Below are 18,238 nucleotides of genomic sequence, written 5' to 3' on the forward strand. Positions count from 1 at the left end.
CGTCACTTGATTCCGGATGTGGAGAAGCCGCTGACGAAGCGAGGTTGCATGAAGAGGAACAGGACCAGGACCGGGAGCACGTACATCACGGCTCCGGCGGCGACCAGGTTGTTGAGGGGCAGGCCCTTGTCGTTCACGTAGCCGGAGGCCATCGCGACCGCGAGCGTCGTACTGTCCTGGCTGAGGAACATCGCCGGCCCCACGAAGTCGCCCCACGCGCCGGTGAAGGACAGGATCACGCTGGCCGCGATCACCGGCCACGACTGCGGCAGGAAGATCCGCCAGAAGATCCCGACGTACCCGCAGCCGTCGATGATCGCGGCCTCCTCCATCTCTCGCGGGATCCCGGCGAAGAACTGCCGGAACAGGAAGATCAGAAAGGCGCTGCCGCCGAGCCCCCACGCGACCCACGGCCAGTACGTGTTCACCATGTGCAGCTTCGCGAAGATCAGGTACGTCGGCACCAACGTCACGATCCCGGGCAGCATCATCGTGGCCAGCAGGACGACGAACAGCTGCTTCTTCCCCGGCGCCGACAACCGCGCGAACCCGAACCCGACCCACGCCGAGCTCAGCGTGGTCAGCGTCGTGGTGATGAACGCGATCGTCAGCGAGTTCTGCGTCGCGCCGAGGAAGTTCACCTTGCTGATCGCGTCGGTGTAGTTCGCCGGCCGCGGCTCCTGCGGCCACCAGGTCGGCGGGAACGACGCCATCTCGGCCGGCGACTTCAGCGAGGTCAGCACCAGCCACGCGATCGGGCTGAGCATCGCCACGACGACGGCCAGCAGCACCAGCCACAGCGCCCACCGATAGGTCCGGGTCATTTCTTGCCCTCCGGCTCGACGGTGTAGAACACGGTGCGGGCGCTGACCTTGATGATCACCAGCGTCACCAGCAGGATCACCGCGAACAGCAGCCACAACATCGCCGACGCGTACCCGAACCGCGAGGCGCTGAAGTACTGCGCGAACACGTGGATCATGTAGAGGTAGTTGCCCTGCGGCACGGTCCCCGCGCCGCTCAGCGACCCCGACGACAACAGCAACGGCGCGAACGACTGCAGCGACCCGATCACCCCGGTGATCACCTGGAACAGGATCACCGGCGACAGCAACGGCACCGTGATCCGCGTGAACGACTGCCAGTACGACGCCCCGTCGACCTGCGCCGCCTCGAGCAGCTCGCGCGGGATGTCCTGCAGCCCGGCCAGCGAGATGATCATCGACCCGCCGCAGCCCCACAACACCAGCGCGTACAGCACGTACCGCACGTTCGGATCGACCAGCCAGGTGATCGGGTCCGCGCCGAGCCCGCTGAGGACACCGTTGGCCGCACCCGCGTCCCGGTCGAAGATCAACCGGAACGTCAGCGCCGCGCCCACCGGAGGCACCACCGCCGGCAGGTAGATCAGGCCGCGCAGCAGTCCGCGTCCCTTGATCGGCTGGTTCAGCATCACCGCCAGCAGCAACCCGGCGAGGATCGACAGCGGCACCGTCACCAGCGCGAACAGCCCGGTCTTGCCCAGCGAGCTCAGCGTCAGCGGATCCTGGAAGATCTCCACGTAGTTGTCGAAGCCGACGAAATGGGTCCGCGGCGAGAGCCCGTCGGAGTCGGTCAGGCTGAGCCAGAAGGCGTACCCGAGCGGGAACACGGTCAGTGCGACGAAACCGATGATCCACGGCGCGACGAACAGGTAGAACGTCCGCGCGCGCTTCAAGCCCGGCGGCTTCTTCCTCCGATCCGCGGGCGGCGCGGCGGCCGCCGTCGTGGTACGCCGTACCTCCGTCAGCGCGGAGCTCACCGCAACCGCTTCTTTCCGTCCGCCAGCTGCGCGTTGATCTGGTCGTTCAGCGTGTCGGCGAACTGTCCGGCCGAGACGCTGCCCTTGATTGCCTTCGGCAACTCGCGGGTGATGACCGCGTTGATCGCGTCCTGCCGGACGTACGGCGTGTACGACGTGACGGAGAAGTGCTCCTTCTCGGCCATCTGCACGTCGTACGCCTGCTTCTGGTACGGCAGCTTCTGCGGCATCAGCTTCTGCAGCGACTTCAGCGGCGGGATCCCCCAGCCGCCGGCCGCGCGGGCCTTCGCTGGCTCACCGGCCAGGTACCACTCCATGACCTTCCAGGCGGCGTCCTTGTTCTTGCCGGCCTTGGGCATCCACAGCCCGGTCGCGCCGAAGCACGGGCTGACCCGGCGTCCGGTGTCGAACTGCGGAGCCGGCGCGAACCCGGCCACCTTCGCGGACTTCGCGTCGCCGGAGAACAGCCCGCCGAGCCAGTAGCCGCTGAGCGTCGCCGCCATCCGGCCGGCCTGGAACGTCGGGCCGTCCCAGCCGTTCGGGTCCGGGTTCAGCACGGTCGGGCCGATCCCGGCCTTCGCGTACTCGAGGTACCAGGTCAGCGCGCGCTGCGCCTCCGGGCTGCTGAAGTCGACCGACGCGAGATCGTCGGACGTCAGCTTGCCGCCGGCCAGGTCGGTCATCCAGGTCAGCTGGCCGAACAGGCCGAGGCCGTTCGGGTTCAGGCCGTAGACGCTGACCTTCGCGCCCTGCCGCTTCACCAGGCGCTTGCCCTCGTCGAGCAGCTCGTCGAGCAGCAGCGGCGTCGTCGCGCTCGGCCGCGTCACCTTCGCCGCGTCGAACAGCGCGCCGTTGTACCAGATCGTGCAGTCCTGCGAGTAGTCCTTCGCGAACCCGTACCGCGGGCCGCTGCCCTGCTTCTGGCCGTCGTACCGCCAGACGTCGTTGACCGGGTCGATGTCGTCGGCCTTGATCAGCTCGCTCTTCTCGAAGTACGGGTCGAGGTTCTCCGCGACCTGCCGGGCCACCAGGTACGGCGTCTCGGTCGCGCCCATGCCCCGGACCACGTCCGGCGGGTTGCCGCTGGCAAGCATCGCGGTGAGCTTGGTCAGGTCGTACTCGACCGTCTTCACGGTCAGGCCGAGCGCCTGCGACGCGGCCTTGGCTTCCTTCGGGCCGAACTCGCCGGACTGCGACATCACGGTCACGACGCCCTTGGCGGCCGAGCCGGTACCGGTCGCGACCGGGGTGTTCGTGGAGGACGCGGGCGAGCAGCCCACCGCCAGCGCTCCGCCGGCGGCGGCGCCGCCGAGTGCCAGGAACCGGCGGCGGGACAACCCGGGGTTCGTTGTGGTCATGGGCAACCTCTCAATCGGATGTTTCGGGATCGAAGAGCCGGCAGACCGGGCCGGAGGAGGGCCCGGCCCGGTCCGCGAGCGCCTCGCTGTCGTCTTCGGGTCGGTAGCCCAGCTCGTGCCGGGCGGAGGTGGTGTCCCAGTGGTTGCGGGTGTTGGCGGAGACGCCGAAGTGCACGCCGTACCGCTCGGTCGAGGTGAGGGCGGCGAGCATCAGCCGGCCGGCGTCGTCGTCGGACAGCCACTGGCCGAGGTACCGGCGTTCGCTCGGCGGCCAGCCGGTGAGGCCTAGCCGCAGGCAAGTGACCGATGCACCGGTGCGGTCCGCGTGTGTCCGCCCCAGCGCCTCCAGCACGACCTTGCCCAGGCCGTACGGACAGCACGGGCGTGGATCGAGGCGTGGGTCGACCGGCCAGTACTGCGGCCGGTTGTACTCGCCGGCCGCGTGCAGCGAGCTGGCCAGCACGAGCTTCGGTACGGCGATTGCTGCTGCGGCCTCGAGTACTACCTGCGTCGTCCACACGTTGGCGGCGTACACGCTGTCCCAGGTTTGCCAGGGGCTGCTGTTCCCCGCCAGGTGCAGGACGGCGTCGGCGCCGGCCAGTGCGGCCCGGGCCGCCTCGGGATCGCCGATGTCGGCCTGGACCAGCTCGCCGGAGCGCGTCGCCGTCGCGGCCCGGTCGACCAGGCGGACGCGGTACTGCTTGCGCAGCCACGGCATGACCACCGTGGCGACGCGGCCCAGGCCGCCGGTGACCACCACCAGTGGCGCGCTGTCCTGCCCACCGTCCATGTCGTCGTCCAGGTCGCCGGGCCCCGGGCCGTCCCGGGAGCTGTGGCCGAAATTGTTCGAGCACTTCGGCTTTTGTGTCAAGACTTCGAACACAGACTGTCCGTTTTGTTGACGGCGTGAACCGGTTCCGCCGATACTCGACGTCGTGGCTGCGAAGGACACCGGATCCCTGCGAGCGCTGCGGCGCACCAATTCCGAGCGGATGCTGTCCGCGCTGATGGAGCACGGCGCGCTGCACCGCGCCGAGCTGGCGCGGATCTGCGGCGTCTCCCGGACGACGGTGTCGACGATCGCGGCCGACCTGATCACCGGCGGCGTGGTGATCGAGGTGGTCGGCGACCAGGTCGCCCGGGCCGGCATCGACGCCTCGGAAGTGGACGGCCGCGCCCGGGGCTTCCTGCGGGCCAATCCGGCCGCGGGTGCGGCCGCGGGGCTCGACTTCACGCTCGAGCGGGTCTGGTGTCACCTGACGGACTTGTCGGGTACGACGCTGGCCAGCGACGGCGTGCGCGTTGCTGGGGACACCCCGTGGCAGGAGCGGCTGACGGCCGGTCTCGGGCTGCTCGACGAGTTGCTGGCCGCCGCGGGTCTCGATCGCGACAGCCTGGTCGGCGTCGCGATCGGCGTTCCCGGGCCGCTCGATCTGCAGACCGGCGTGGTGGGTCCGTCGCTACCTGGGCAGGCCTGGGCCGGCGTGAACGTCGCGGCGGAGTTCGGCCGGCATCTCGCCGTACCGGTGCTGGTTGAGAACAACACGCGGCTCGAGGCGGTCGCCGAGTTCACCTGGGGTGCGGGGCGGGACGTGCGCGATGTGCTGTACCTCGGGTTGTCGACCGGGATCGGGTCCGGGTTGCTTGTCGACGGCAACCTGCACCACGGCGGCGCGCGCGGCGGTGGCGGCGAGATCGGCCACCTGTCCGCGGACTCGTCCGGCGCACCGTGCCCCTGCGGCAACCGCGGCTGCCTGGTGCAGTACGCGTCACTGCCCGCCGTCCTCACGGCCCTCGCGCCGGTGCTCGGCGAGGACGCCGGGCTCGACGAACTACTCGTGGCCGCGGACAACGGTCAGGCAGAAACCTTACGAGTGCTTCGTGAAGCCGGAGAGCTGACCGGGCGCGTGCTCGCGAACATCTGCAACCTGCTGAACCCGGAGCGGATCATCGTCGGCGGCGAGCTCGCCCGCGCCGGCGACCTGGTCCTGGAGCCGATCCGCGCGACGTTACGCCGTACGGCGATGCCGCTGACCCGCGACGCCGACGTGGTCGCCGCCGAGCTCGACCTCGGCGCCCGCGCCGGCGCGTCCGGCGCCGCGGCCCTGGTCCTCCGCCAGACCGACCAACTGGTCACCGCCCTGCTCGCCGCACCCGACAACCAACCAGATGAGGCAGTTTGACGTCCTCTCCGTCAGCGCGACGGAGATTCCAACTTTCTACGCGGAGGTAGTGGGTTGAGGTTCACGCTTCTGCGAGACCCTGACGGGCGTCTCTCGGCGCGCGCTGACGGCCCGTCCGGCCGCGATGTTGATTGCCGCGTTCACGTCCGCGTTCGCCCGATGTCCACAGGCCACACACCGAAACACCGCTTGGTTCTCACGGTTCTTCGACGTGCAATGCCCGCAGACGCTGCAGGTCAGCGAGGTGTTTGCGGGGTTGACCCTCTCGACGCGACCGGGCGCTTTCTCCTCCAGTCGGCGAGCAAGGTCGCCCCAGCCGTTCATCAGAATTCCACGATTGAGTCCTGCCTTGGCGCGGCGCTGGTTCGGCAGATAGACGCCCGGTCGTCGAGGATCAGGTCTGGGCTTGGGTCGCTTGGTCATCGAGACGATTCGCAGATCCTCGACACGAATGACATCGAAGCGACGGGCAAGATCAGTACTGATCCTCTCCACCCAGTCTTTGCGGCGGTTGGCCGCTCGTCTGTGCAGCTTGGCGATCGCGAGCCTGAGGCGCCGACGACGATTCGAGCCTCTCCGGCCACGGGCCAAACGGCGCTGCAGATGCTTCAACCGTTCTTGCTCATGCTTCGACCACCCTGGACACTCGAGGAGTTCGCCGGTACTCAACACTGCCGAGAGCGTGACACCGCGATCCACTCCGACAACTGCTCCCGTGCCCGGGCCCGGGACCGGCTCTGGTACTACAGCGAAAGCGATATGCCAGCGGTCCATGCGGTCCCGGGAAATGCGGTACGACTTCGCGTCGGGAATCTTGCGGGACATCCGCAGGCGAACCCAGCCGACCTTCGGTATGTTGACCTTGGCCCATCTCCGGTTCAGCTTGACGATCCGCGAGGCTTGGGACCCGACGATGCGGAAACCCTCGTGCAGCCCCGCCTTGCGCCATCTCGGCCGCCTGTGGGTACCGCTGTAGAAGCCCTTCAGTGCTTGGTCGAAGTCCCGCAGTGCCTGCTGCTGCACAGTCTGCGATCCCGCTCGCAACCAGCCGAACTCGGCTCGCGCCTCGGTCAACTGCCTGCACTGCTTCACAAATCTCGGCGCTGGGCCACGGTGGGGAGCCCACATCGACCACTGTTCGAGCGCCAAATTCCAGACATACCGAGCATGCGCACAGTGCTGCAGGAGTGCAGCCTCCTGCTTGGGTGTCGGATAGATCCTGAAGCGCGACATGCCGTACAGCCAATCAGCAGGGACCGACAGTCCCCAGTTCGCGAAGGGAGGGAGTCGCGGTTCCTGCCCGCCCAGAACCTCTGGGCGACCCCGCGACGACTCATGTGAAGATCGTCGGATACGAAACGTTCCTGGTGGCGCCGCGGTGGCAGTTCCTGCGGATCGACACCGACGAGGGGATCAGCGGGTGGGGTGAGCCGATCGTCGAGGGGCGCGCCGAGGCGGTGCAGGGCGCGGTCGCGGCGTTGATGGAGTACCTCGACGGTGCGGATCCGCTGCGGATCGAGGAGCACTGGCAGGTGATGGCCAAGGGCGGGTTCTACCGCGGCGGGCCGGTGCTGTCGAGCGCGCTGGCGGGGATCGACCAGGCCTTGTGGGACATCAAGGGGCGCTTCCATGAGGTGCCGGTGCACGAGTTGCTGGGTGGGCCGGTTCGCGAGCGGGCGCGGGTCTACACGTGGGTTCACGGGCGGGACAACGCGCAGCTCGTCGACGAGGCGCAGGCCAAGGTGGCCAAGGGGTTCACGGCCGTGAAGCTCAACTTGTCGGAGGCGCTGCCGCCGATTCCGTCGCCGGCCCAGCTGCGGGCGGCGGTGAGCCGGGTGGAGGCGTTGCGCTCGGCGCTCGGGGACGGTGTGGACATCGCGCTCGATTTCCATGGGCGGTTCAGTACGGCGGCCACGCGGCAGATCCTGCCGTTGCTCGAGCCGTTGCTGCCGATGTTCGTCGAGGAGCCGGTGCTGCCCGAGTTCGCGCGCGATCTGCGGCGGGTGACCGAGTCGACCAGCATCCCGATCGCGACCGGCGAGCGGCTGTTCTCCCGCTGGGACTTCCGGGACGTGCTGCCGACCGGGATCGCCGTGGCCCAGCCGGACATCTCGCACGCCGGCGGCATCTCCGAAGTACGCCGGATCGCCGCGATGGCGGAGGCGTACGACGTCAGCGTCGCCCCGCACTGCCCGCTCGGACCGATCACGCTGGCCGCCAGCCTGCAGCTGGACTTCGCCGTACCGAACTTCCTGATCCAGGAGCAGAGCCTCGGCATCGAGTACGGCGGCGGCAACGCGCTGCTCGACTACCTGGTGGACCCGCGCGTCTTCGCCTTCACCGACGGCCACGTCCAACGCCCCACCGCCCCAGGCCTGGGCATCGAGGTCAACGAGGAAGCCGTCCGCGCCGCAGCCGCCACCCCCCACCGCTGGCGCTCCCCCCTCCTCCGCCACGACGACGGTTCCTTCGCCGAGTGGTAATCCGAGCGCACCGCAGCTACTCGGCGAGTGCCAAGAGCAACCACTTGGACAGCGGCGCATCACCCAGTTCCTGAAGGCTTCTCACCCAGCGCGCCTCGGCGATCTCCGCCGAGAATTTCAACTCATCGCCGTCGGTGTACGCGGTGAGGATCGTGAGGGTGTCGTGTTTGCCTTCGAGGGTGGTGAGGGTGGTGGTGACGACAGTGAAGGCGTCCGCGGGAATGGCGAGGCCTAGTTCTTCCTGGATCTCGCGGGCGACTGCTTGGGCTGGGGTTTCGCGCGTTGGGTTGTAGCCGCCGCCGGGGAGGGCCCAGCGGCGGGTGTCGGCGTACGAGTGGCGAACGACCAGGAAGCGACCGTCGGCTTGTCGGAGCAACGCCTTGACGCCGTACGTGGTCGGCTTGCGGACTCTGAACCAGAGCTGCGCCGAACGGCGAGCCCGCGCGCAGCAGGACCGCGCGGAAGCGCATCAGCGGGGTGGCATGCGGAGGGCGCCGTCCAGGCGGATTACTTCGCCGTTGAGGAGTTGGTTTTCGAGGATGTGGTGGACGAGGGCGGCGTACTCGGAGGGCTTGCCGAGGCGGGACGGGTGCGGGACCTGCTGTTCGAGGGCGGTGCGGGTTTCCTCGGGGAGGCCGGCGAGCATGGGGGTTTCCATGGTGCCGGGGGCGATCGTGACGACCCGGATGCCCTTGTCCGCCAGGTCGCGCGCGGCTGTCAGGGTCAGCGCGACGATGCCGCCCTTGCTCGACGCGTACGCCGCCTGGCCGACCTGGCCGTCGTACGCCGCGATCGACGCGGTCATCACCACGACGCCGCGGTCCCCGTCCTCCGACGGCTCGGCGGCGATCATCCGCTCGGCGGCCAGCCGCAGTACGTTGAAGGTGCCGATCAGGTTGATCTCGATCACCTGCCGGAAGATTGCCAGCGGCAACGGCCCCTTGCGGCCGACGACCCGGCCGGGCGTCGCCACACCGGCACAGTTCACCGCCACCCGCAGCGTGCCCAGCGCATCGGCGGCGTCGAGAGCAGCGGTGACGGCCGCCTCGTCGGTCACGTCCGTCGGCGCGAACACCACCCGGTCGCCCAGCTCGTCCGCGATCGCCTTGCCCGCGGACGACGGCAGGTCGACGATCACCACGCCGAGCCCGTCCGCCGCCAACCGCCGTACGGTCGCCTCACCGAGCCCCGAACCACCACCGGTGACCAGCGCGACGTCGGACGGGCTGAACTTCATCAAACGCTCCTCAAGAGATCACGGCTGATCACGAGCCGCTGGATCTGGTTCGTGCCTTCGAAGATCTGCGTCACCTTGGCCTCGCGCATGTAGCGCTCGACCGGGAACTCGCGGGTGTAACCGTACCCACCGAGCACCTGCACCGCGTCCGTGGTCACCTTCATCGCGGCGTCCGTGCAGACCAGCTTCGCGATCGCGGCCTGCTGCGTGAACGGCCGGCTGAGATCGCGCCGGCGCGCGGCCTGCAGGTACGTCGCCCGCCCGGACTCGACCGCCGCCGCCATGTCGGCGAGCAGGAACTGCACGCCCTGGAAGTCCGCGATCGCCTGCCCGAACTGCTGCCGTTCCTTCGCGTACGCCGCCGCGGCGTCGAGCGCGGCCTGCGCCAGGCCGATCGCGCACGCGGCGATCCCGAGCCGGCCGGAGTCCAGCGCGGACAACGCGATCCGCATGCCCTCACCCTCGGACCCGATTAGGTTCGCGGCCGGGATCCGGACGCCGTCGTAGTTGACCAGCGTCGTGGTCGACCCGGTCATCCCCATCTTCCGCTCCGGAGCGCCGAAGCTCAGCCCGGCGGCCGACGCGGGCACGTGGAACGCCGAGATCCCGCGCTTCGGGTCGTCCGACGTCCGCGCGAACGTCGTGTAGAAGTCGGCGTGCGAGCCGTGGCTGATCCACGCCTTCGTCCCGGTCAGGACGTACTCGTCGCCGTCCCGGACCGCCCGCGTGGTCATCGAGCTGATGTCGGAGCCGGCCTGCGGCTCGGAGAGCGCGTACGCCCCGAGCAGTTCGCCGCCGACCACGTCCGGCAGCAGCCGGTCCTTCTGCTCGTCGGTCCCGAACGTCGCCAGCGCGTAGCTGGTCATCGTGTGCACCGAGACGCCGACGCCGACCGACATCCAGGCGGCGGCGACCTCCTCGAGCATCTGCAGGTACACCTCGTACGGCTGCTCCGCGCCGCCGTACTGCTCCGGATAGGGCAGACCGAGCAGGCCGGCCTTGCCGAGCGTCCGGAATGCGGCGCGCGGGAAGGTCTCGCTCTCCTCCGCGTGAGCGGCGTACGGCGCGAGCTCGTGCGCGCACAGGTCGCGGACCAGGGCGAGCAGGTCAACGGATTCGTCAGTGGGCAGGAGTCGGTCGACAGCCATCGGGCCCCCCTTTCACAACTCCCCCGAATGATACTCGGAACGATACTGGCGAACATAGTTCCGTATCGTTCTATGCTGTCTCGATATGACAACAGTCGTTCCGGGGCGACGTACCCGCCGGCAGTCCGAGCTGCTCGACCGGCTGCTCACTCTGTTCCTCGAGCAGGGATTCAGCCGGTTCACCCTGGATGACCTCGCCGCCGAGCTGCGCTGCAGCAAGACGACCCTGTACGCGCTCGCGCCGAGCAAGGAACAGCTCGCCGTCGAGGTGGTCAAGCACTACTTCAAGAACGCCACCGCGCAGGTGGAGTCGGCGGTCGCGCGGCAGACCCGGCACGACCGGCGGATCGCGGCGTACCTGAACGCGGTCGCCGACGCCCTGCGGCCGGCCAGCCGGACGTTCCTCGACGACGTGGCGACGTTCGCCCCGGCCCGCTCGGTGTACGAGCGGAACACCCGGATCGCCGCCGAACGGGTTCGGCAGCTGATCGAGGACGGGATCAACCACAAGACCTTCCGCGAGGTCGACATCGCGTTCGCGGCCGAGATGATCGCGCACACCATGCAGGCCATCCAGCGCGGCGACATCGCCCGCCGTACCGGCCTGAACGACGCGGAGGCGTACCGCGAGCTGGCGTCGTTCGTCCTGCACTCCCTGCGGCTGGACTAAACCGGCGCTCCCCTTAGGGTTGGGCCGTCCTCTTGCTGCCACACCCCGCCTCAGCGCCGTACGCCCCGGAAGGCTGTATTCATGAAATCTCTCCGACGAACAGCGGCCGTGGTGGCGGCCGCCGCTATCGCTCTGACCGCCGCGGTCCCCGCCGGCGCGGATCCGGTGAAGCCGCCGCGACTGTCCGCCCGGGCGATCACCGCGACGCTGAACGACCAGGTGCACACCCCGGGTACGGCGTGGCAGACGCAGCCGGACGGCACCGTGCTCGTGTCGTACGACCCGACGGTCACCGGCACCAAGCTGACCAAGCTGACCGGCCTGACCAAGCAGCTCGGGCCGAACGTGAAGCTCGAGAAGCTGCCCGGCAAGCTGCAGAAGTACATCAGCGGCGGGATGGCGACGTACGGCGGCGACTACAAGTGCACCGTCGGCTTCAACGTCCAGCGCCGCGGCAAGTACTACTTCCTGACCGCCGGTCACTGCGGTGTCGACGCGGCCCGCTGGTACCAGGACCCGGGGCACAAGGTCTTCACCGGCGCCGTGCACCACGCCAGCTACCCGTGGAACGACTACGCGCTGGTCGTCTACCGCACCGACATCAAGATGCGGACGCCGGGCGGCAGCGTGTACCTGTACAACGGCCGCTCGCAGGACATCACCCGGGCGATGACGCCGGGCCTGAACCAGCTCGTCTACCGCTCCGGCGCCACCACGGGCCTGAAGAGCGGCCGGGTGACCGGGCTGAACGCGGTCGTGAACTACGGCGACGGGCGGGTGGCCGGTCTGATCCGGACCAGCGTGTGCGCCGAGCCGGGTGACTCCGGCGGGCCGCTGTTCTACCGGCAGTGGGCGTTCGGGCTGACGAGCGGTGGTTCCGGTGACTGCAGGTCGGGCGGGGTGACCTACTTCCAGCCGGTCGTCGAGGCGCTCAACGCGTACGGCGTCTACATCTACTGAGCCGCAGGTTTCCCCTACGCTCAGAGATCGGCTGAATACTCAGGGAGATAGTGGGTAGGACTCGTCACGGTTGAGTCAAGGACGCCCCGCCCCGAAGGCGTCCTCATCGTGAGGAGGCATCAACCATGAAACTGTCCCCATTCCGCCGTACCACCGCACTCCTGGCCGCGGCCGGGCTTGCCGCCACCGGACTGCTGGCGACGCAGGCCTCGGCCGCCCCGGTCGACCCGGCCACGCTGTCCGCCGCCGCGATCACGTCCACGCTGAGTGAGGACGCGACCATCCCGGGTACGGCGTGGCAGACCGAGCCCGACGGCCGGATCATCGTGTCGTACGACGACACCGTCACCGGCGCGAAGCTGGCGAAACTGACCGGTGTCACGAAGCAGTTCGGCGACCGGATCAAGCTCGAGAAGATGTCCGGCACGCTGTCGAAGTTCATCCGCGGCGGCGACGCGATCTACAGCGGGCAGTACCGCTGCTCGCTGGGCTTCAACGTCCGCAGCGGCAGCACGTACTACTTCCTGACCGCGGGCCACTGCACCAACATCGGCTCGAGCTGGTACGCCAACTCGGCCCGGACCACGCTGCTCGGCACCCGGTACGGGTCGAGCTTCCCCGGCAACGACTACGGCATCGTCCGGTACGCGTCGTCGTACACGAACCACCCGGGTTCGGTGAACCTCTACAACGGCTCCACGCAGGACATCACGTCCGCCGGCAACGCGTACGTCGGCCAGGCGGTCCGGCGCAGTGGTAGCACCACCGGTCTGCGCAGCGGTTCGGTCACCGGCCTGAACGCCACGGTGAACTACGCCGAGGGCACCGTCACCGGCCTGATCCGCACCAACGTCTGCGCCGAAGGCGGCGACTCCGGCGGCGCCCTGTTCGCCGGCAGCGTGGCCCTCGGCCTCACCTCCGGCGGCTCCGGCAACTGCACCACCGGCGGCACCACCTACTTCCAGCCCGTCACCGAAGTCCTCTCCCGCTACGGCGTGAGCGTCTACTGATCCAGCCATGACTGTGGGGCCGGGCGAACTCCACCCGGCCCCACAGTTGCGTCCTAGCCGCGGCGGCGGGAGATTTCGTAGAGGGTTACGCCGGCGGCGATGCCGGCGTTGAGGGATTCGGTGGCGCTGGTCATCGGGATCGAGACGATCAGGTCGCAGTTCTCGCGGACCAGGCGGGCCAGGCCCTTGCCCTCGGAGCCGACGACCAGGACCAGGGGCTCGGTGGCGGCCTCGAAGGACGGGAGGTCGACGGCGCCGTCCATGTCGAGGCCGATGACCAGGAGGCCGGCCTCCTTGTAGGACTTCAGGGCACGGTTCAGGTTGCCCGCGCGCGCGACCGGGATCCGGGCCGCGGCGCCGGCCGACGTCTTCCACGCCGACGCCGACATCGACGCCGTACGACGCTCCGGTACGACGACACCGTGCGCGCCGAAGGCGGCGGCCGAGCGCGTGATCGCGCCCAGGTTGCGCGGGTCGGTGACACCGTCGAGCGCGACGATCAGCGGCACCTCGTGCGCCTCGTACGCCCGGTCCAGCAGGTCGTCGGGGTGCGCATACTCGTACGGCGGGATCTGCAGCGCGACGCCCTGGTGGGCTCCGCCCGCGGTCACCCGGTCGAGCTCCGGGCGCGGCACCTCGAGCACCGAGACGCCGGTCTCGACCGCGAGCAGCAGCGCCTCGCGCAGCCGGGCGTCCCGTTCGGTGCCCTCGGCAACGTGCAGCGCCGCGGCCGGGACGCCGGCCCGCAGCGCCTCGACCACCGGGTTCCGTCCGTAGACCCACTCGACCGACGAGTCGCCGTCCTTGCGCTGCGGACGGCGGCTCCGCTCGCGTTCCTTGGCGCGCTCGGCCGCCTTCGCCCGCTTGTGCGCCGGGTGCTTGACCCGGTCGACCGCCTTCGGCGTCGGGCCCTTGCCCTCGAGACCGCGGCGGACCCGGCCGCCGGAACCGGCCGTCGGGTTGCCCCGCGGCTTCTTCCGGACGGCTCCCTTGCGCTGGCTGCTGCCTGGCACGTCAGTTTCCTTCGGTAGTCGCGAGGGACCAGCGTGGTCCCTGGGGGGTGTCCTCGACGACGACGCCGAGTGCCTTGAGCCGGTCGCGGACCGCGTCGGCGGCGGCGTAGTCCTTGCGCTCGCGGGCGGCCTGGCGCTGCTCCAGCAGGGCCTTCACCAGGCCGTCGACGACCTCGGTCAGCTCGTCGCTGCCGCCGGTCCGCGACACCCACGGCTCGGCCAGCGGGTCGAGCCCGAGCACCGCGAGCATCCCGCGCACCGACGCCAGCGCCTCGCGCAACGCCGGCGAGTCTCCGTCCGCGACCAGCTTGTTCCCGTCCCGCACGGTGTTGTGCAGCACGGCGATCGCGGCCGGCGTTCCGAGGTCGTCGTCCATCGCGGCCACGAAGTCACCGGGCAGCTCGGCGGCCGGCTCGGCCCCGCCGGTCACCTCGACGGCCCGGGTCACGAAGCCCTCGATCCGCTGGAAGCTCTTCGCGGCCTCGTCGAGCGCCTCGAACGAGAACTCCACCACCGACCGGTAGTGCGACTGCACCAGGTAGTAGCGCAGCTCGATCGGGCGCACCCGCTCGACCACGTTCCGGACGACGGCGCTGTTGCCCATCGACTTCGACATCTTCTCGCCGGCCGTGGTGACCAGCGCGTTGTGCATCCAGAACCGGGCGAACGTGTGCCCGACCGCGGTCGACTGCGCCAGCTCGTTCTCGTGGTGCGGGAACCGCAGGTCCAGCCCGCCGCCGTGGATGTCGAACTCGTCGCCGAGGTACTTGCCGGCCATCGCGGAGCACTCCAGGTGCCAGCCCGGGCGGCCGCGGCCCCACGGCGTCGGCCAGGAGGCGGTCCGCGGCGTGCCCTCGACGTACCCCTTCCAGAGCGCGAAGTCCCGCGGGTCGCGCTTGCCGCGCGGGTCCGCGTCCTCGGCGGCCTCCATGTCGTCGATCCGCTGGTGCGAGAGGGCGCCGTACTCCGGCCACGAGCGGACGTCGAAGTACACGTCGCCGGAGCCGTCCGGGGCGACGTACGCGTGCCCGCGCTCGATCAGCTGCTCGATCATCTCGAGCATCTCCGGGATGTGCCCGGTGGCGCGCGGCTCGTACGTCGGCGGGCGGCAGCCGAGGACGTCGTACGCCCAGTGCAGTTCGCGCTCGAACTCGTAGGCGTGCGCCCACCACGGGACGCCGCGCTCGGCGGACTTGGCCAGGATCTTGTCCTCGATGTCGGTGACGTTCGCGATCACCGTGACCTCGTAGCCGGAACGCTCCAGCCAGCGGCGCAGGACGTCGAAGACCACTTCCTTGTAGATGTGCCCGACATGCGGGGCACCCTGCACCGTCAGCCCACAGTGGTAGATCCCGACCTTGCCCGGATGGACCGGCTGGAAATCCCTCACTGCTGCTGTCGCGGTGTCGTACAAGCGAAGAGTCACCGCTCAAGGGTAACGGGAGGTGACGCCGGTAAATAATCTCCGAACAGAAGTGATGCAGGGTTGGATCTTGGCGAATCCGGGTAAGACCCAGGCCGAGCGCTCTGTCCGCCCCTCATCGCTCTCTGGAGGAAACCGTGAAGTCCGCCCTTTTCACGGGTGCCGCCGTCACTCTTGGCCTCTTGCTGGCCTCGATCGGCTCCGCCCAGGCAAGCAGCAGCACCGAGCAGCCCACCCCCACCGCCCGCCAGCACGGCATCACCAAGGCCGGCGAGGCGTACATGGGCTGGCTGCAGAACAAGACCACCACCACCACCACCGCGGCCGCTCCGACCGACATGGGCACCGCCGCGGTCGTCGACGGCATCGACGTCTCCAGCCACCAGGGGAACGTCAACTGGACGTACTGGTGGGGCCAAGGAAAACGTTTCGCCTACGTCAAGGCAACTGAAGGAACGTCGTACAAGAATCCGTACTTCGCCCAGCAGTACAACGGCTCCTACAACGTCGGCATGATCCGCGGCGCCTACCACTTCGCGCTGCCGAACAGCTCCAGCGGCGCGACGCAGGCGAACTACTTCGCCACCAACGGCGGCGGCTGGTCGCGGGACGGGAAAACGCTGCCGGGCGCGCTGGACATCGAGTACAACCCGTACGGCGCGACCTGCTACGGAAAGACCCAGGCCGGAATGGTCAGCTGGATCCGGGATTTCCTGACCACCTACAAGTCCCGGACCGGACGCGACGCGGTGATCTACACGAACCTCGACTGGTGGACCCGCTGCACGGGGAACACCACCGCGTTCAACGCGACCAACCCGCTCTGGGTCGCGCGGTACTCCTCCACGGTCGGCACACTGCCGGGCGGCTGGCCGTTCTACACGTTCTGGCAGTGGACCTCGAGCCCCATCGACCAGAACCGCTTCAACGGTGACTACAGCAGGCTGCAGGCGCTGGCCAACGGTTAATTCCGTTGCGGCGGTCGCATAGTCTCGATCGGTGAGCTACAGCCTGCCGATCGAGACCGACCGTCTCCTCCTGCGCCGCTACGTCGAGACCGACTACGACGACCTGCTGAAACTGCAGTCGAACCCTGACGTCACACGTTTTCTGCTGTACGACGTCCGCACGCCCGAGCAGGTCAAGGAGGCCCTCACCGGCCGGCTGGCCGATGTCCCGATGGACAAGGACGGTCAGGCGCTCACCGTCGCCGTGATCCTGCGGGACACCGGCCGGCACCTGGGCGAGGTGACGCTGTTCCTGAACAGCGTCGAGCAGCGCACCGGCGAGCTCGGGTACGTCTTCCACCCGGAGTCGCATGGCCACGGGTACGCCGCCGAGGCGTCGGTCGAGCTGCTCCGGCTCGGGTTCGAGGAGCTCGGCATGCACCGGATCATCGCGCGCCTGGACGCCCGCAACGAGGGCTCGGTGAAACTGCTGCAGCGCCTCGGCCTGCGCCAGGAGGCGCACTTCGTGAAGAACGAGTACCTGAAGGGCGAGTGGACCGACGAACTCGTGTTCGCGATGCTCTTCGAGGAATGGGAGCTCCACAATCCGTAAGTTGGGTTCGTAAATTTCTCCCACGCCACGCCGTCCTCGTGACAGCGAATGCCGTCGGGTCTAACGTCTGAGTTATGACCTCCGCCCGTTCCGTCACCGCACTCGTCCTAGGTGCGGTCGTGCTCAGCGCCGGCACCCTGCCGAGCGAAGCCGTGAAGGTCGCACCGCCACGGCAGATCGCCTACCAGACCTGGACGTCGACCGACGACTTCCTGGCCGGTCAGCGGTTCGGCACCACCGTCACCGACGGCGCCCTCACGTTCGGCACCTCGACCGGCACCAGGTCGTACGTCGACCCGTTCGGCGACGGCACCGCGAAGACGTACGACCAGACCAGCTGGGTCTCGCCGCAGGTCAGCACCGGCTTCGGTCTCACCGAGCTGATCGCGTCCTGGAACGCCACGACCCCGCCGGGAACGTGGGTCGAGGTGTCGATGGCCGGGACCACGAACCTCGGCACCACCACCAAGTGGTACGTGCTCGGCCGCTGGTCGTCCGGCGACGACACCGCGGCCGGCGACATCCACCGGACCTCGGTGCCCAGCCAGGGCGACGCCAACGGGTCCGTTGCCGTCGACACCTTCCAGTCCGCGTCCGGCCAGTGGCTCGACCGCTGGCAGCTCAAGGTGACCCTGTACCGGCTGAGCGGCACCACGCAGTCGCCGACCGTCCGCTCGGTCGGCGCGATGGCGTCCCAGCTGCCGGCCGAGAAGAAGGTTGCCGTCAGCCCCCTCGGCGGCGCGCAGGGCATCGTCCTCGACGTACCGACGTACTCCCAGGAGACGCACATCGGCCACTACCCGCAGTGGGACGGCGGCGGCGAGGCCTGGTGCTCGGCGACCTCGACCGCGATGGTGCTCGACTACTACGGCGCCGGCCCGACCGCGGCGGAGACCGCCTGGGTCGACCCCTCCGACGCGGATCCCCAGGTGGACCACGCGGCCCGCTCGGTGTTCGACTACGCGTACGACGGCGCGGGCAACTGGCCGTTCAACACGGCGTACGCCGGAACGCGCGGCGTGGACGGTTTCGTGACGCGGCTGCGGTCGCTGACCGAGGCGGAGCAGTTCATCAAGGCCGGGATCCCGCTGATCGCGTCGCTGTCGTTCAAGAAGGGCGACCTGCCCGGCGCGGGTTACGGCACGAACGGGCACCTGATGGTGATCGTCGGCTTCGACCAGAACGGCGACGTCGTCGTCAACGACCCGGCGTCACACCTGATCCCGAGCAACGACCAGGTGCGCACGACGTACGACCGGGAAGCCTTCGAGAACGCATGGGTCCCGCACTCGGGCGGTCTGGTCTACGTGATCCACCCCGAGGGCGTGCCGCTCCCGACGCCGTCGGGTCCGCAGCACAACTGGTAGAGACTACAGTGCCCGCCACGCCGGG

Annotated in this window: 18 protein-coding genes; 8 read left to right on the forward strand and 10 right to left on the reverse strand. The window is 69.1% G+C overall.

Annotated features, from left to right (window positions below; translation table 11 throughout):
* Positions 1–2: 2 nt before the first annotated feature.
* From ABN611_RS06575 to ABN611_RS06590, 4 genes are read right to left on the reverse strand one after another with little or no spacing between them, the layout of a single operon-like run.
* On the reverse strand, positions 3–824 hold the full coding sequence (locus ABN611_RS06575; RefSeq protein ID WP_350278885.1) for a carbohydrate ABC transporter permease: 822 nt from the start codon (positions 822–824) through the stop codon (positions 3–5).
* Positions 821–1,801, reverse strand: coding sequence for a sugar ABC transporter permease (locus ABN611_RS06580; RefSeq protein ID WP_350278886.1), 981 nt, complete (start codon positions 1,799–1,801; stop codon positions 821–823). Before ABN611_RS06580 ends, ABN611_RS06575 begins: the two co-directional genes overlap by 4 nt.
* Positions 1,798–3,159, reverse strand: a complete 1,362-nt coding sequence (locus ABN611_RS06585; RefSeq protein WP_350278887.1) for an extracellular solute-binding protein — start codon at positions 3,157–3,159, stop codon at positions 1,798–1,800. Before ABN611_RS06585 ends, ABN611_RS06580 begins: the two co-directional genes overlap by 4 nt.
* Positions 3,160–3,169: 10 nt before the next feature.
* Positions 3,170–4,042 (reverse strand): NAD(P)-dependent oxidoreductase, encoded by an 873-nt coding sequence (locus ABN611_RS06590; RefSeq protein ID WP_350278888.1) that lies wholly within the window; start codon positions 4,040–4,042, stop codon positions 3,170–3,172.
* A 52-nt stretch (positions 4,043–4,094) separates the two neighbouring features.
* Here ABN611_RS06590 and ABN611_RS06595 point away from each other — a divergent pair, with 52 nt between their 5' ends.
* Positions 4,095–5,342 carry an ROK family transcriptional regulator gene (locus ABN611_RS06595; RefSeq protein ID WP_350278889.1) on the forward strand — a complete coding sequence of 416 codons (1,248 nt, stop codon included), beginning with the start codon at positions 4,095–4,097 and terminating at the stop codon, positions 5,340–5,342.
* A gap of 36 nt (positions 5,343–5,378) precedes the next feature.
* Here ABN611_RS06595 and ABN611_RS06600 read toward each other — a convergent pair whose 3' ends face one another.
* Positions 5,379–6,575 carry a transposase gene (locus ABN611_RS06600; protein WP_350278890.1) on the reverse strand — a complete coding sequence of 399 codons (1,197 nt, stop codon included), beginning with the start codon at positions 6,573–6,575 and terminating at the stop codon, positions 5,379–5,381.
* Positions 6,576–6,679: 104 nt separating this feature from the next.
* Here ABN611_RS06600 and dgoD point away from each other — a divergent pair, with 104 nt between their 5' ends.
* A complete protein-coding gene (gene dgoD, locus ABN611_RS06605; protein ID WP_350278891.1) occupies positions 6,680–7,825 on the forward strand; it encodes a galactonate dehydratase in 1,146 nt (381 codons plus the stop codon).
* Between the two features lie 16 nt (positions 7,826–7,841).
* Here the strand turns inward: dgoD and ABN611_RS06610 are convergent, their stop codons facing one another.
* From ABN611_RS06610 to ABN611_RS06620, 3 genes are all read right to left on the reverse strand, one after another.
* Positions 7,842–8,201: an NUDIX hydrolase gene (locus tag ABN611_RS06610; RefSeq protein ID WP_350278892.1), complete on the reverse strand. Its 360-nt coding sequence runs from the start codon at positions 8,199–8,201 to the stop codon at positions 7,842–7,844.
* A gap of 93 nt (positions 8,202–8,294) precedes the next feature.
* Positions 8,295–9,062: an SDR family NAD(P)-dependent oxidoreductase gene (locus ABN611_RS06615; RefSeq protein ID WP_350278893.1), complete on the reverse strand. Its 768-nt coding sequence runs from the start codon at positions 9,060–9,062 to the stop codon at positions 8,295–8,297.
* Complete coding sequence (locus ABN611_RS06620) at positions 9,062–10,210, reverse strand: acyl-CoA dehydrogenase family protein (RefSeq protein ID WP_350278894.1); 1,149 nt, start codon at positions 10,208–10,210, stop codon at positions 9,062–9,064. Before ABN611_RS06620 ends, ABN611_RS06615 begins: the two co-directional genes overlap by 1 nt.
* An 85-nt stretch (positions 10,211–10,295) precedes the next feature.
* On the opposite strand from ABN611_RS06620, the gene ABN611_RS06625 reads away from it, so the two are divergent.
* The 3 genes from ABN611_RS06625 (at position 10,296) to ABN611_RS06635 (ending at position 12,850) form a co-directional block, all read left to right on the forward strand.
* Positions 10,296–10,880 (forward strand): TetR/AcrR family transcriptional regulator, encoded by a 585-nt coding sequence (locus ABN611_RS06625; RefSeq protein WP_350278895.1) that lies wholly within the window; start codon positions 10,296–10,298, stop codon positions 10,878–10,880.
* Between the two features lie 81 nt (positions 10,881–10,961).
* Positions 10,962–11,840 carry a S1 family peptidase gene (locus ABN611_RS06630; protein WP_350278896.1) on the forward strand — a complete coding sequence of 293 codons (879 nt, stop codon included), beginning with the start codon at positions 10,962–10,964 and terminating at the stop codon, positions 11,838–11,840.
* 125 nt (positions 11,841–11,965) lie between these two features.
* Positions 11,966–12,850 carry a S1 family peptidase gene (locus tag ABN611_RS06635; RefSeq protein WP_350278897.1) on the forward strand — a complete coding sequence of 295 codons (885 nt, stop codon included), beginning with the start codon at positions 11,966–11,968 and terminating at the stop codon, positions 12,848–12,850.
* Positions 12,851–12,903: 53 nt separating this feature from the next.
* On the opposite strand, the gene rlmB is transcribed toward ABN611_RS06635, so the two are convergent.
* Complete coding sequence (gene rlmB / locus ABN611_RS06640) at positions 12,904–13,863, reverse strand: 23S rRNA (guanosine(2251)-2'-O)-methyltransferase RlmB (protein ID WP_350278898.1); 960 nt, start codon at positions 13,861–13,863, stop codon at positions 12,904–12,906.
* Between the two features lies 1 nt (position 13,864).
* Positions 13,865–15,289 carry a cysteine--tRNA ligase gene (gene cysS, locus ABN611_RS06645; protein WP_350278899.1) on the reverse strand — a complete coding sequence of 475 codons (1,425 nt, stop codon included), beginning with the start codon at positions 15,287–15,289 and terminating at the stop codon, positions 13,865–13,867.
* A 134-nt stretch (positions 15,290–15,423) separates the two neighbouring features.
* On the opposite strand from cysS, the gene ABN611_RS06650 reads away from it, so the two are divergent.
* The 3 genes from ABN611_RS06650 (at position 15,424) to ABN611_RS06660 (ending at position 18,213) form a co-directional block, all read left to right on the forward strand.
* A complete protein-coding gene (locus tag ABN611_RS06650) occupies positions 15,424–16,254 on the forward strand; it encodes a lysozyme (RefSeq protein ID WP_350278900.1) in 831 nt (276 codons plus the stop codon).
* Between the two features lie 31 nt (positions 16,255–16,285).
* Positions 16,286–16,846 (forward strand): GNAT family N-acetyltransferase, encoded by a 561-nt coding sequence (locus ABN611_RS06655; RefSeq protein WP_350278901.1) that lies wholly within the window; start codon positions 16,286–16,288, stop codon positions 16,844–16,846.
* 74 nt (positions 16,847–16,920) lie between these two features.
* Entirely contained in the window at positions 16,921–18,213 is a 1,293-nt protein-coding gene (locus ABN611_RS06660) for a peptidase C39 family protein (RefSeq protein WP_350278902.1), read from the forward strand.
* Positions 18,214–18,238 lie beyond the last annotated feature (25 nt).

Source organism: Kribbella sp. HUAS MG21 (assembly GCF_040254265.1).
Lineage (GTDB): Bacteria > Actinomycetota > Actinomycetes > Propionibacteriales > Kribbellaceae > Kribbella.